General features: G+C 41.0%; 8 protein-coding genes. 3 read left to right on the forward strand and 5 right to left on the reverse strand.

Annotation, left to right across the window (positions count from 1 at the left end; all coding sequences use genetic code 11):
* Nucleotides 1–68: 68 nt before the first annotated feature.
* The 5 genes from K322_RS0117365 to K322_RS0117385 form a co-directional block, all read right to left on the reverse strand.
* Nucleotides 69–668 carry an aminotransferase class IV gene (locus tag K322_RS0117365; protein ID WP_026628017.1) on the reverse strand — a complete coding sequence of 200 codons (600 nt, stop codon included), beginning with the start codon at nucleotides 666–668 and terminating at the stop codon, nucleotides 69–71.
* Nucleotides 665–1642: an aminodeoxychorismate synthase component I gene (locus K322_RS0117370; protein ID WP_026628018.1), complete on the reverse strand. Its 978-nt coding sequence runs from the start codon at nucleotides 1640–1642 to the stop codon at nucleotides 665–667. The genes K322_RS0117365 and K322_RS0117370 overlap by 4 nt, the downstream gene beginning before the upstream one ends.
* 12 nt (nucleotides 1643–1654) lie before the next feature.
* A complete protein-coding gene (locus K322_RS0117375; RefSeq protein ID WP_026628019.1) occupies nucleotides 1655–2224 on the reverse strand; it encodes a YdeI/OmpD-associated family protein in 570 nt (189 codons plus the stop codon).
* A gap of 190 nt (nucleotides 2225–2414) precedes the next feature.
* Nucleotides 2415–2963, reverse strand: coding sequence for a terminase small subunit-like protein (locus tag K322_RS19950; RefSeq protein ID WP_026628020.1), 549 nt, complete (start codon nucleotides 2961–2963; stop codon nucleotides 2415–2417).
* Nucleotides 2964–3072: 109 nt separating this feature from the next.
* On the reverse strand, nucleotides 3073–7491 hold the full coding sequence (locus K322_RS0117385; protein WP_026628021.1) for a hybrid sensor histidine kinase/response regulator transcription factor: 4419 nt from the start codon (nucleotides 7489–7491) through the stop codon (nucleotides 3073–3075).
* A 439-nt stretch (nucleotides 7492–7930) separates the two neighbouring features.
* Here K322_RS0117385 and K322_RS0117390 point away from each other — a divergent pair, with 439 nt between their 5' ends.
* From K322_RS0117390 to K322_RS0117400, 3 genes are read left to right on the forward strand one after another with little or no spacing between them, the layout of a single operon-like run.
* Nucleotides 7931–11197 (forward strand): SusC/RagA family TonB-linked outer membrane protein, encoded by a 3267-nt coding sequence (locus tag K322_RS0117390; protein ID WP_051290942.1) that lies wholly within the window; start codon nucleotides 7931–7933, stop codon nucleotides 11195–11197.
* A 53-nt stretch (nucleotides 11198–11250) separates the two neighbouring features.
* Nucleotides 11251–13224 carry a RagB/SusD family nutrient uptake outer membrane protein gene (locus K322_RS0117395; RefSeq protein ID WP_026628023.1) on the forward strand — a complete coding sequence of 658 codons (1974 nt, stop codon included), beginning with the start codon at nucleotides 11251–11253 and terminating at the stop codon, nucleotides 13222–13224.
* Nucleotides 13225–13244: 20 nt separating this feature from the next.
* Nucleotides 13245–14540 carry a pectate lyase gene (locus K322_RS0117400; protein ID WP_084158613.1) on the forward strand — a complete coding sequence of 432 codons (1296 nt, stop codon included), beginning with the start codon at nucleotides 13245–13247 and terminating at the stop codon, nucleotides 14538–14540.
* Nucleotides 14541–14615: the final 75 nt, after the last annotated feature.

Raw genomic sequence — 14615 nt, forward strand, 5'->3', positions numbered from 1 at the left:
GTCTTGCCTGATTATTTTATCGTCTTAATGTTCTTGACTTTATGCCTCTGATTATCAATATTTATATTCTAAAATACATTAGTCGAAGAAACCCCTACATTATCATCTAAGTCTATCATAGCGTTGATAAGGTAGGCACGTGAATACCTATGTAAATCATCGACCCTGATGTCTTTTTCAATGATTGTGCCTGCATCGATCAATAACTGCCGTTTGATGCCTGCTAACAAAGGTGTTGAGGGAGTAAAGAGTCCTTCACTATTTTCCAGCACGATGTTCGAATAAGATGTATCGGTAATATATCCGTTTTTTACAATCAGTATCTCGTCACAATTCCCTTTTTGCGAAACAAGGGATTGCAGCCTGCTTCTGTCTTCCGACTTATAAGTATAATCTATGTTATTATCGTATACTAAGGCCAGATTGGTTATCGGTCTGAAACGGTAAGGTTCGAAAGTAATACTTTCTACGGTATCGCTGTATAATATACGGCACTTCACAATACCTATTCGCATATCCATCGGAATAATATCTGTCGGAATATCAAAATTCAGCGATACACCAAAATGAATTTCGGAAGTACGGATAGCTCTTCGGCTGTGAAGAGACAGATTACAGAATGATCCATCTTTCACTTTAATGGTTTCTATAAATCGGGGTTTACTCATACAAATGGCAGATAAATTTTTTTCAGAACTTCGTTATATTCTTCTTCACACCGACTGTAAGCTGTAATACCTCCGCCACTCCGATAATAAAACTGTCCGTTTTGAGATTCTATAAAGCGGATAAGCACAGCCGAATCGAGCTCGGTTCCATCATAATAGCCGAATACACCCGTATAAAAACCACGGGATTCGCCTTCTGCCTTTTTTATGAGGTCTATTGTCGCAGATTTTGGCGCACCTGATACCGATCCGGCAGGCAGCATTAGTACAATAATATCACCTAGATGTGAATGATAATCGGACGATAATTGACCTTCTATCTCCGAACTTACCTGAAGTATGTCTCTAAACCTGTTTTTGATTTGTTCGATGTACCTGAAACGTTTGACATATACTCCGCGAGCCGACCGGCTCAAATCGTTTCGAAGCAAATCTACAATGGTATTATGCTCCGCTGTCTCTTTAAAATCTGAGAGTATCTTCTCTGCGGCATTAGGTATCTCAGCATCAATGGTTCCCTTCATCGGATTGGTTGAAATACTGCCGACGGATATTTTCACAAAACGTTCGGGCGAGAAGCATACAAACCGATCGGGTATATACAACTTGTAAGGAGCATTACTCAGCAGGAAGATGTCTTGCAGACTGAGATTTGTATCTATAGGCGTTTTTATCGTCAGGTTGGTCAGAAAAGAGTCTCCCCGTTTCAAGCCTTTGTGTACAATGTCGAACTTTTGCTTATAGCTTTCTAATGAAATAGGAGAGGGGTGGAAAGTTACTTCTCTATCAATAATTTTGTTGCGTTTGATATTCTGATAGTTACCAGCTTTGAATTCAATAAGGGTGTTGTCCATCGGTTTCTCGATGAATATGGCCTCCTGCATTTCAAAATCGAATGCAAATAAAAAAGGCTTGCCTGAGTGTCCGCATTCATTCATTTTTAAACGGACTGTATCTATATTTTTATAGAACATATGTCTTAGACCTTAATAGTATTTTTCAATTCCTCCAAATCCTGTTATTATTTTATTCTCTTTCGTTTTATTGATAAAATTATTTAACCGCTTTTCAAACTCTTCCGGTCGTTTCCTCGCTGCTTCAATGTATGCAATTCGGATACGTTTATATGTATCGGAGAAATGCTGATAGTTTTTCCAGACTGTTTTATCTTCTTTCAATCTTTCAATTATGTCATTGCGGAAGACAAAAGTCTCAGACAAAACATTTCGTATTTTATCCTCTAATTTAGGGTATATCATTTTATTCTCCAATAACCATTTAAGCCTTTCTTTGTTGGCCTGCGAGTATGTACTCTTCGGATTTCTAGGTGTGAAACGCTGAATTCTGTGGTCTGCATCGAGGGTCTTTATCGTACTGTCAATCCATTCGAAACAAAGTGCTTCTTCAACAGCATCGTTGTATGCAATACTTTTCTTATCCGAAGATTTATTGGGAAACACAAACCAGATTTCATTAGCAGTCTCGAAGTTGTCGGTCAGCCACTTTCGCCAATCCTTTCGGTTTTCAAAATATTTTATTTTATTTTCTGTTGTCATAAGAACTTATTCAAGTTGACTGTTTGCGATCTTATATTTTGTTTCACATATTGTTCCGGTAAAGGTAACAAAGGTAACAGAATGAATGATCAGTCAAGAGTTCTCAATTATCAAATTTATTATTAAGCCTTTTTAGAAATCCGCTAAACACTAAAAGTTAGAAAAGGTAACAAAAGTAACAACTGAGTCTCTATTCATTATATTCAATAGCTTGATTGTTGCTTCGAGCCATCTCTTCGGCTGATGTTCTGATTGTCTCCTGAAACTCTCTTTCTTCTTCCTCTTTCCATAATCTATATTCCAGTTCTTCCTGCAAAATACGTTCTTTCTCCTTCACCTCAACAAGTATCTTTTTCTCCTTATTGTCAATATCACTTTCTTTAGATATTGCCATTTTGAGGGTCTTTTCATCCGGAGAATATTCTTTCACTGTTACTGTCTTTCCTGCCAGATACAATTCGCCGTACTCATCTACGGCATATTTATAACGGGTGGTAGTTACTGTACGACCTTGTTCTACCCTTTGCTTGAGTATCTGACGTGCTTTTTGTGCCAACCGTTCGTCTCTTTCCAAACGGGCATTATTGACCATTTCCTCAAAATCGGGATATTTGATCATCCACTGATAAAATGTTTTGCGGCTGATGTTGTGCATTGAGCAGATTTCGCCTAATGTATATTCATCCTGCTCTATTGCCTCTGTTATTTGCTTTCCTAGTTTATCGGTATACTTTGCCATAATTGTAATGTGTTTTTAAGTATAGATAAAAACTAGTCGATGCCCACTGTAGGGCGAATCACCATTAGCCAGATGATGGATTGTGTGCTCGGGCATATGCAATACGCCCCTACAGGGAACTTTTCGCTCGGTTGCGGTATTCAGACGGAGGTGTGTTGAACTTCTTTTTGAAACATTGAGTAAAATACTTTGTATCGGATATGCCGACCATATATGCGATCTCTTTAACCGAATAGCTTGTTTCCTCAAGTAAGCGTGCGGCATGATTCATCCTTATATCCCTGATAAAGTCCACAGGAGCCTGTCCCGTAAGGCTCTTTATTTTTTTGAAAAATACAGTGCGGCTCATAGCCATTGCGGATGCCAGATCGTCTATAAGGAAAGAACTGTCATCCATATTTTTGAAAATTTCGTCCTTAACCTTTACGATAAATATCTCGTCTGCCTGAGTTATCGATACGGGTTGTTTATCTTTCAGGTCTTTTTTTGCCGAAGTTTGCTTCGGAGACGATGCCGATAAACTTTCTATCAGCGATTTTCGCTGTCTGATAATATTTTCGATACGGGCTTTCAGGTAGTTTACGCTAAACGGCTTGGTGATATAATCATCTGCTCCGTATTCCAGTCCGTGGAGTTTGCTTTCGATGTCCGATTTTGCCGATAACAGGATAAAGGGAATATGGCTTGTTTCCGTTCTATTTCTTATTTTCTGGAGAAATTCAAGTCCGTCTATCTCGGGCATCATAATGTCGCTGATGATAAAATCGGGTAGTTGCTCTACCGTGAGATTGTATCCGGCTTTACCATCGGCTGCTTCCAAAATATGGTAATGCGGGCTCAACATCGACTTTATAAATTGCCGTAAGTCTGTATCGTCTTCGGCAACTAATATCGAATAATTAGTGTCGGGTGTTTCTGATTCAGGAAGATTTTTTATTTCGGGATCGGATATCTGTCGGGTACTGACCTCAATGCTGTTATCAGCATGGGATAAAATAATGTTACTGTCGTTTTGGAAATGTTCGAATCCTCTTTCGAAGAATACCGAGAACGAAGTGCCCTTATTCTGTTCACTGCTCACGGTGATTTTTGCATGGTGCTTGTCGGCGACTTCTTTCACGATCGACAGCCCTATTCCGGTACTTGGTTTGCTTTTGTCCTTATTGAATGATGCAAAACGGACAAATAGTTTGTTTTGTACATCACGTGTCATGCCGGTACCTTCGTCTTTTACCTGCAATTCTATCAAATCGTCCTTTTTCGAAGGGCGTATGCTTACTTCTATACGTCGACCTTCGGGAGTGTATTTGAAAGCATTGGACAGCAGGTTGAATAAAAGTTTCTCGAAACTGTCCCGGTCTATCCAAAGCAATTCATTGCCGGCCTCATTGTTAATAATCAGATCTATGTGCTTATCTCTCGATATATCGGTAAAGCCGTTGCAGATCTCTTCTACATAGTCGCCGACAGGGGTCTTTTGCAGGTTGAGTTTTTGTTTTTGTACTTTTCTGAAATCAAGTATCTGGTTTACCATCCGTATCATACGGTTGGTATTTTTGAGAACGAGCTGCAACTGGCTTTTTATGTCTTCGGGCGGATGGCTGTTGTGCAGGATATTTTCCACAGGAGAAACAATCATCGTCAAAGGAGTGCGTATTTCATGCGAAATATCGGTGAAGAAACGTATCTTCATTTCGGCTTGTTCGTGTTCGAGTTTTATCTTATCCTGCAGACGGTAGAATACAAACAATATACGCATGATCAGGTAGATGAAAAATATTATTGCTGCGATATACAGCAGGTATGCCCATCCTGTCTGCCAGAACGAAGGAGTAATCTCTATATCCAGTATATGTTCGTTGTTCATCCATACCCCGTCGCTGTTGGTCGATCGTACTTTGAACCGGTATTTTCCGGGGGCGAGGTTTGTGTAATTTGCAAATCTTTGATTTTGAGTTACAATCCATTCCTTATCGAACCCTTCGAGCATATAGGCATATATGATACGGGCAGGATCTACATAATCCAAAGCCACAAATTCGAGGCTGATTATATTTTGTTTGTGGTTCAGTTTTATGTATTTCAGATCATCAATATTCTCTTTGAGCGGAGAGTCTTCTCCCACTGCAATGTCTTTGTTGCTGATCTGGAATTTGGTTAATGCAACGTATGGCTTGAATGTATTGTTACTCACCTGATCGGGATCGAGGTAAATAAGCCCTTTGGAGTATCCGAAGTATATAATTCCCGAATCTGCCACACAGCGTGATCCTTCGGAAAAAGTAGCTCCGCTGATCATCCGGCTGGCTTCGCTATATGTTTCAAATTCTTTCTTCTGAGTATCGAGTTTCAGTATATTTCCTTCGGTAGCTATCCATAGGTTGCTGTGACGGTCATCTATAATGTTGAGTATAATGTTTGAAGGTAATCCGTTTCGGGTGGTATATGTTTCAAATCCCAGCGGAAATCCTTTCGGGTCAACTTGATTTATCAGGCTCAGACCACCTCCGAAAGTCGCAAGATACGTTTCCCCCCGACGGGTGGTGCGTATATCGTAAATGTCGCTCGAATGTAGCGAATTATCGCCTTCCTGCCTGTTATATACATTGTACTTAATAGATTCGGGATACTCGAAATCAGAAGAAAATACAATCAGCCCTAAAGTTGTGCCGACACAGATATTGCCGTACTTATCGGATGATATTACCCGTATCTGCGCTCCTGTGGAAGGGTAGCCTTTCAGGTGGTTCTTTATATTGATGAATCGTCCGCCGTTCTTATTTTCGAATAGGTTGAGACCTCCTGTTCCGTATGATCCTACCCAGATACGTTTTTTATTGTCCTGAAAGATCGAATATATACTGTTTCCTGTCAGACTGTAAAGATCTTTGTCGGAGCTTTTGTATTGCGCTATCTTGTATTTATTGCTTCCCGTTTGTGTTTGCAGGCGAAATACTCCGTCTCCTTTCGTCCCTATCCAGATATTATTGTGGTCGTCCTCAAGAATACTGTAACATGTCCCTTTGAGTGGATCCCCATATCCTATCGAACCATCGGAGCAGATATATCCTAATGGCTTTTTGTGTCTGTCGTAAACGAATGTCTTCCCGAGTTTGGTCGATACCCACATCCGCTTCTGAGAATCTACATAAATGCAGCGAACATCATTATTGACCGTTGTATGTATGTTTTCGTCGATAATACGGGTACTGAACAGGTCATTCTTGAAGATTATTTTTTCCAGCCCCTGAGAGCGTGTACTGAGCCACAGATTGCCCTGTTTATCTGAGAATGCGCAATGCAGCATGTTGGAAAAACGCCAGTCTGCCGATTGAGGTTCATTGTAAAACGGGATGAGCCTGTCATTCTTTTTATCGAATAACGAAAATCCCCCACCTCTCGGATGGACCCATGTCCGTCCGTTTTGGTCTTCGAGTATAAAAAAGTTAGGCGGAAATACGTTCGAGACGGCGGTTTCTACTTTCGTGTCGTAGTGTTTCAGCGTATTGTCTTCCGTGTTGAAACGGGCAGCCCCTATACAGTCCAGTTCGAGCCATACATTGAGATCGCGGTCTATATGGCTCGAATGTATTGTGTTTGTCCGCATATCATGCAGATTGTCTTTGGTATAATGAGTCATTTTATCCGAGGCTTTATGATAGATGAAGAATCCGTCGGAATTGGTGACTAATAATATCTGATTTTCGTCGATGCTTTTTATGTCCTGTATTTTGGAACTGCTGTGAGTTTCCATCAACCTGAATTGTCCGCTGTGCTTATTGTATATCCATATGCGCCCCATATCCGAACCAAACCATATTTCGCTTTTCATCTCGAGTACCGAATAGAAGCTCTGCGAAAACTTATCACCTCCTCTCGATGTTTTTTCCACAAAGAGGTCGGTAATCTTCTTTTCTTTTGATATCTGGTATAATCCATTGTCAGTTAACAGCCATGAGTTACCCTGAGAGTCTTCGTGTACTGTGTATATCCGGTTGGTACGTATGTGTTTACTACTCTTGTTGTATATTTCGACACTGAACTTGATATCGGGTATGCATATCGCTCCGGTATGGTCTGATACGAACCATACTTTGCCCGATTTTGTTGTGATAATATTTTTATACGAGAAGGTGAGGTCTGCATATTCTTTCAGGAATCGGAGACCCATAAATTTTTCGGTTTTCGGATCGAATCTTAATGGTTTTCTTTCGTATGGAAGTGTTATCCATATATAACCGTTAATATCTTCGTAAATGCGTTCGATGCGGTTTCCCCATATCTGTTTGCTGCTTTCGTCTAATATCCGGTATGTTTTGAAGTTGTAACCGTCAAATTTGCAAAGCCCGTCCCAGGTCGCAAACCACATGAATCCGTTTTTATCCTGATGGATATCCATAATGGAATGCTGCGGCAATCCATCATCCGATCCGTAATGTTCGAAGTAGCATTTGGGCTGGGCTGATACAATTACCGGAAACAGGAATAGAAGAATATATGATAAATATCTGAGTCTGTCGACTGTCATAGCAGGTGTTTTTGGTAAGGTCTAAGGTTTCAATACGGCCTTTATACAAAAATAAACTTGTTTCGTTTAAAAAACACCTCGATAAGTAAAATACTGGATTTTCCCCCTATAAAAAACACTTTACACCCTGTCTTCTGTATTTTGCGGTTTCTTCGGTCTGTGTCTCCCGGTAAACCTGAAAACGGGGATTTTCAGGTTAGAACAGATTACCCCCTCCGAAATTTAAAGGCTTCTATATATTTGCCCTGTAACCTAAGTTATGAACAAATACCGTGACATAAGTAATGTTAACTGATCTGATTGAAAAACAAGAAAACAACAGCGAATTGACACTTTTTAAATCATCTATGTAAACCTAACCTTTAGACGGTATTTGTATAAAAGTAATAAATAGGTCTGTGACCTTACTTATTTTCTTAAACCTAAAATTTGAAAAATCATGAATGAATGTAAAAACAAGAGAAAAACGGACTCTACTCTTAGAGGTTTGCTTTTGTCATTGCTTTTTATCTTACTGGGCACAACCGCATCTGCCCAATCCGGTATTGTGATAAAGGGGACAGTCCAAGACGAGATGGGCCCTTTGCCGGGTGTAAGTGTAGCAATAAAAGGAACCTCTACAGGAACACTCACTGATCTGGATGGAAAATTCAGTCTCTCTGTACCCAATGAAAAAACAATCCTTACATATTCATTTATCGGATATGTATCGCAAAACCTCGCGGTAGGTCTCAGCCGTGATTTTAACGTAATCTTAAAACCCGAAGATAATTCTTTGGATGAAGTTGTTGTGATCGGTTATGGTGCTGTACGGAAAAAAGACCTTACAGGGTCTACAATCTCGGTTAAAGGTTCCGATCTGGCAAACATTCCCGTAACTACGGCTGCTCAGGCATTAGCAGGTAAGGCTGCAGGTGTAAATGTTATTCAGCAGAGTGGTGCTCCCGGTGCCGATGTGCAGATAACGGTACGTGGAGGAACGTCTATCACACAAGGTACTGAACCTCTTTATATTGTCGATGGTTTCCAGATGGAGAATGGTTTACGCAGTGTCGATATTAATGATATTGCATCGATCGATGTTATGAAGGATGCTTCTGCGACGGCTATTTACGGAGCGAGAGGATCTAATGGTGTTATCCTGATCACTACAAAGTCCGGAAAATCAGGAAAGACAGAGGTCTCTTATAATGCCTACGTCAGCTTCAATCGTTTAGGCAAGAAATTAAAATTGCTGGGAGTTGAAGATTATGTAAAGTATCAGTATGAATTTAATACCCTCCGTGGTAGTGAAAACAGTTTCGCCAACTTTTTCGGGGGAGATATAAATGCGCCCGATTTTTATACCGGAGCTTATTCTCGTATCTCGCAGGAATACGGAAACCGTGCCGGAATAGACTGGCAGGATGAGGTATTTGGCGATACCGGTATTATTCAGAATCACAATATCAATATCAGCGGAGGATCTGAAAAGACCAAATATATGGTGAGTTACAACTATACCGGAGAAGATGGTATAATGGAGAAACATGGATACCAGAAAAACAGTGTCCGAGCCAAACTTAATCATGAATTATGGAAAGGCATCCGTTTTGATTTTGCATCCAATCTGCAAATGACCAAAGTTGAGGGCGGAGGCTCGCTGGGTGGTAAGCTGAAACAAACCATATTGCAGCCTATTACAGGGGGAAACAAATGGACGAACGAAGAAATGATAGGTTCTGATATCGGTACGGAGATCGGCGATCTGATGAATGATGCCAATTACGATGCTCAGAATCCGATTCTAGATAACCGTGCTATTTCGAATGAAAAATACACAAGACTGGCAACTGTCAATGCCGGATTGGAGTTCGACATCATCAAGAATATGACATTCCGTACTGCGGGCAGTTATACGTGGGAACAAGTACGCAAAGACTATTGGGACGATGGAAGTACCAAGCAGGCCAAAGCCAATAAAAGTCCTTACGGATATGGTTCGCGCGATAACAGCGAAAAATATTCATGGCAGATAACCAATACTTTGAATTATGCTTTGAATCTGAAAGAGAAGCATCGTTTTAACTTTCTTTTAGGACAAGAAACGTATTATACCGAAGATATGAAACTCGAAAACGAATACCGTAGTTTTTCGGATGGTAATTTCGGGCTGAACGATGTCAGTATGGGGATTCCGTACACCTGGAAATCGGGTAAAGATAAAATAGGTTTGGTGTCTGTATTCGGACGTGTGTCTTATAATTTCAAAGAACGTTATCTTTTCACCGGAACATTGCGTGCCGATGGATCTTCGAAGTTTGCAAGAGGTCAGCAATGGGGATATTTCCCATCGGCTTCGGGAGCATGGCGTATATCCGAAGAATCGTTTATGGAAAGTACCCGTGATTACATGAACAGCCTTAAACTTCGTGTCGGATATGGTATTGCCGGTAATAATAATATCAAGAACAATATGTACACAACCTCTTATGGATCGGGGCACTATGGATATAACGGAGGAGATTATATTACATACATTCCCGGAACTGTACTTGGAAATGCGGCTTTGAAATGGGAAAAAACCACTACAACCAATATCGGATTGGATATGTCATGGATCAACAGCCGCTTCAACCTTACTGTGGATTGGTATAATAATGAATCGTCCAACCTGTTGATTGAAAATAAAATACCAACATCTACCGGATATTCTACTCAAATACAGAATCTGGGGTCTATTCGTAACAGAGGTCTTGAAATTGTGTTGAATACAACAAACATAGCAACCAAAGACTTTACCTGGACAACAGACTTCAACATTGCATTCAATCGTTCTAAAGTACTCGAATTGTACGGAAACAAGGAGCAGGACTATTTTACAAAAGATTATGAATCCCGCATGGGGTATATGATAGAAGTAGGTAAGCCTTTGGGGCAATACTACGGATTGATTTATGATGGAATTTATACAACCGACGATTTCAATCAAAACTCCGATGGGTCATATACTTTAAAGGACGGAATACCTTATCTGAAAGGAAGTACCCGTTCGAAAGTAAAAGTGGGTGATGTAAAATACCAGGCAATTACGGGAGAGGTGGACAAAGACGGAAATCCGGTTTTTTCGGTAAACGACCGTACTGTTATCGGCAGTGCACAGCCCAAATTTACAGGAGGTATGAGTAATACCTTCAGATATAAAGGTTTTGATCTGAGTGTTTTCTTCAATTTTGTATATGGCAATAAAGTATTCAATATGAGTACGCAGCGTTTTATAGGTCCATATTTGGCTAACCAGAATACATTGTCGAAGATGAATAACCGATTTACATTGATAGATCCCCAGACCGGAAAAGAAAGTTCCAACCTGACACGATTGGCGGAACTGAACCCCGGACAACATAGCGGTTCCATGCTATGGAATATATCTTCGAATAACAAAACTGCAATCAGCGATCACAGCAGCTATTATCTGGAAAACGGCTCTTATCTGCGCTTAAATAACATAACTCTGGGCTATACATTGCCAAGGAACTTGGTACAGAAAGCCCGAATCAATAGTGTTCGTGTTTATGGTACGCTTAACAACATCCATACATTTACCAGCTATACAGGTTATGACCCTGAAGTATCGGCGAGCGACAATGCTCTGACTCCGGGTGTTGATAACTCTTCATTCCCCCGTGCAAAAAGCTGGGTGTTAGGATTAAACCTTACTTTTTAAGCTATTCTTGTTAAAGTTATACAAAAGGTCTGAGGCCTTAAATAGATTATAATATGAAAAAAATAATAAATATTTTAGGAATATCTGCTCTGTTATTGATGTGCAGCTCATGTCAGGATTGGCTGGATATGCCTTCCGAATCCAAAGCCGACAGCGGTACTATTTTCTCTACAGTCAGCAGAGCCGAAATGACAGTTGTAGGGGCGTATCCTTACCTCTATACACAAGAATTGGGTTACCAATTGTTGATGGGAACGGACGAATCGAGCTCAACAGAATCAAACTCCAAATACAATGTTTCGAATTACGATTATACCAATCTTACAGGCATGCTCAGTTCTACATACACTACCATGTATAGGGCTATCGAATATTCGAATGTTTGTATAAAGAATATTCCATTGATGAATGTTTCGGAGAGTGATAGAAAAAAGGTCAACTCATTATTGGGTGAATCTTATGCTGTTCGGGCATATGCATATTGGAATATTGTGCGGTTTTACGGTGATGTCCCTTATTCTGCTATACCAACAGCCGATTTAACGAGCTTTACATCTTCTCGTGTCAGCCGTGATGAAATCTGGGATCACTGTATCGAAGACCTTCAAAAAGCGATCGAACTGCTTCCGTGGAAGAGCGAAGGAATGGTACAAACTTCGGAACGTTTTACGAAAAATGCAGCATATGGTATGCTTGCCCGTGTGGCGTTGTATGCAGCCGGATATTCTTTGCGCTGGGATCTGAATACAGTTCCTTACAACAAAGCTACAGTTAAAATCGCCCAGCGTGATGATGCAGCCCGTGTCAAAGAATTGTACAAGATTGCAGCTGATGCTTGTGCAGCTGTCATTGCTCAGAAGGAGAACAGCTTATTGAGCGATTACGATCAGGTGTTCCGTGATTTGGCATTGAAACAATATAATAACGAAACGATGCTCGAATATGGGTGGTACGGTTCGGAAAGCCCCGATGTGCGTACCGGTTATGTAAATGGAATTGCTACCAGCGGAACAAGCGCTACATTCGGTAAGGGAGGTCCTCAGATGATAGTTATGCCGACTCTGTTCTTTGAGTTTGACGAAGGAGACCAGCGTCGTGATGTTTCGGTATGTAATTATGGAATATTGGCTAATGACAATTTGCAGATGAGTACTTACATCGGTGCTGCAATAGGTAAATACCGTATCGACTGGAAAGCAGACCGGGGTACGACCGACAGTAAACGGGATATCAATTTCCCTCTGCTGCGTTATTCCGATGTATTGCTGATGTATGCCGAAGCATTGAATGAATTAAATAATGGTCCAACAGCAGAGGCAGCCGAAGCCCTGAAAACTGTTCGCTTACGTGCATTTAAAAAAGATGCATCTAAGGTAGGAACGATACCGTCAGGATATAGCGATTTCAGAAACACTATTATCAAAGAACGTAAGTTGGAGCTTTCGAACGAATCGTTACGTAAGACCGACCTTACACGCTGGGGCATTTTATACGAGCATCTAACTGCTGAAAAAGATAAACTGTATCAGTTGGCAAAACGACAAGGACAGTATGCCAATGTGGAAGTTTACCGGGCTTATAAAACGATAAAAGGTGTTGTGAAGAACCCCGTTGTGGGAATTCCATATATTTCGATGAGTGATGCGGATATTGCTTCTCTGAATCTGACAGATACTGAAACAACGACTCTCAATACGCTGAACTCATCGGGGAAAGGCTATTTGGATAAAACATTCTATGAAAATAAAGCTACCGGACAGGTTTACTTCAGCAAAAACGATGTTCCTGCGGGAGTTGAAGCTATAGAAACTTCTTATACCATACTGAATATGTTTGGCTGCCATTCAGTAAAACAGATGGGTGGACTGTCGGTCGAAGATGTTCCCGGATTAGCTTCTGCTAATAAATGGATTGAAAGCATGTTTTATGGAATGCAGAAAAATATGGTGGAGATTCTGCCTTTCAGCACAAACAACATAATTGATGTAAATCCCGGTTTGATAAACCAACAGCATCCAATGTATTAAGGTCTTAAATGAAAAAGAGCATGGTGAGATTGATAATTCTATGGTTTGGTCTGCTTTCTTTGGCAGGAGACGTTTGTGCTCAGGCATTGGCTTTTCCTACAGCCGAAGGTTTTGGCAAGTACACCTCCGGCGGACGTGGAGGGCGTGTTATCACGGTAACAAATCTGCATGATTCGGGCGAGGGCAGCCTGCGTAATGCTATTGAGCAGACAGGTGCCCGTATAGTTGTATTTGCTGTAGACGGAACCATCGAATTACAATCGAAACTTATTATAACAAATGACAGCATAACCATTGCCGGGCAGACTGCGCCCGGTGATGGTATATGTCTTCGCAATTATCCTTTTTACATAAAGGCAGACAATGTGATAGTCCGGTATATCCGAGCACGAATGGGCGACCAGTGCAAGATGGAAGACGATGCGATGGGAGCTATGAATGTGAAAAATCTGATTATAGACCACTGTTCGGTGTCCTGGTCTGTAGATGAGGCTTTGTCTGTCTACAAATCGGAGAATGTTACAGTGCAGTGGTGTATGATAACACATAGCTTGTCGAAATCGGTACACTCTAAAGGTGCTCACGGTTTCGGCGGAATATGGGGTGGACAGAAAGCGACTTTTCACCACAACCTGCTGGCTCACCATTCGAGCCGTAACCCCCGTTTTGCTTCGGATGGAAACTCTCCCGTTGATTTTCGAAACAATGTAGTTTATAATTGGGGATACAAAGCTGCTTACGGCGGAGGCAGAGGCGGACGGATCAATTTTGTGAGTAACTATTACAAGCCCGGACCCGCTACATCGGACGATAAGCGGACTTGGTTTCTCGATCCTGCGGAAGATGGAACGGGTTCTTATTATCTGGCAAACAATATAATGTATGGCAGTGATATTGTTACTGCCGATAATTGGCTGGGTGTAGGAGCTCAGCACCGTGTACATGCTATGGAGCCTTTTGACGTTGAGGACATAAAGGAAGATATGCCTTTGACAGCTTATCTGAAAGTGTTGAATATAGCCGGATGCAGCCTGCATCGAGACAGTTATGATGCTCAGGTGATAGAGGATGTAAAAAGTGGAACAGCGAATCAAGGAAATAACGGCATCATAAACTCGCAGGATGAAGTAGGTGGATGGTCTGTTCTGGAATCGGGAGTTTATCCGAAAGATACCGATGGTGACGGCATGCCCGATGATTGGGAGTTGAGTAAAGGATTGGATCCTCATAATCCCGAAGATGGAAAATTATACAATCTGACCGAAGATTATACAAATATTGAAGTATATCTGAATTCCATTGTATCTTTTCAATAACCTTTTCTGGAGATAAGCGTATTTGAAAGCAATAACAGTTTGTAACTGTTGTGTTTGGCTAACCATAAAAAGGTT

This window comes from Indolivaga capnocytophagoides DSM 22835 (assembly GCF_000426485.1).
In the GTDB taxonomy this organism is placed as follows: domain Bacteria; phylum Bacteroidota; class Bacteroidia; order Bacteroidales; family Dysgonomonadaceae; genus Dysgonomonas_A; species Dysgonomonas_A capnocytophagoides.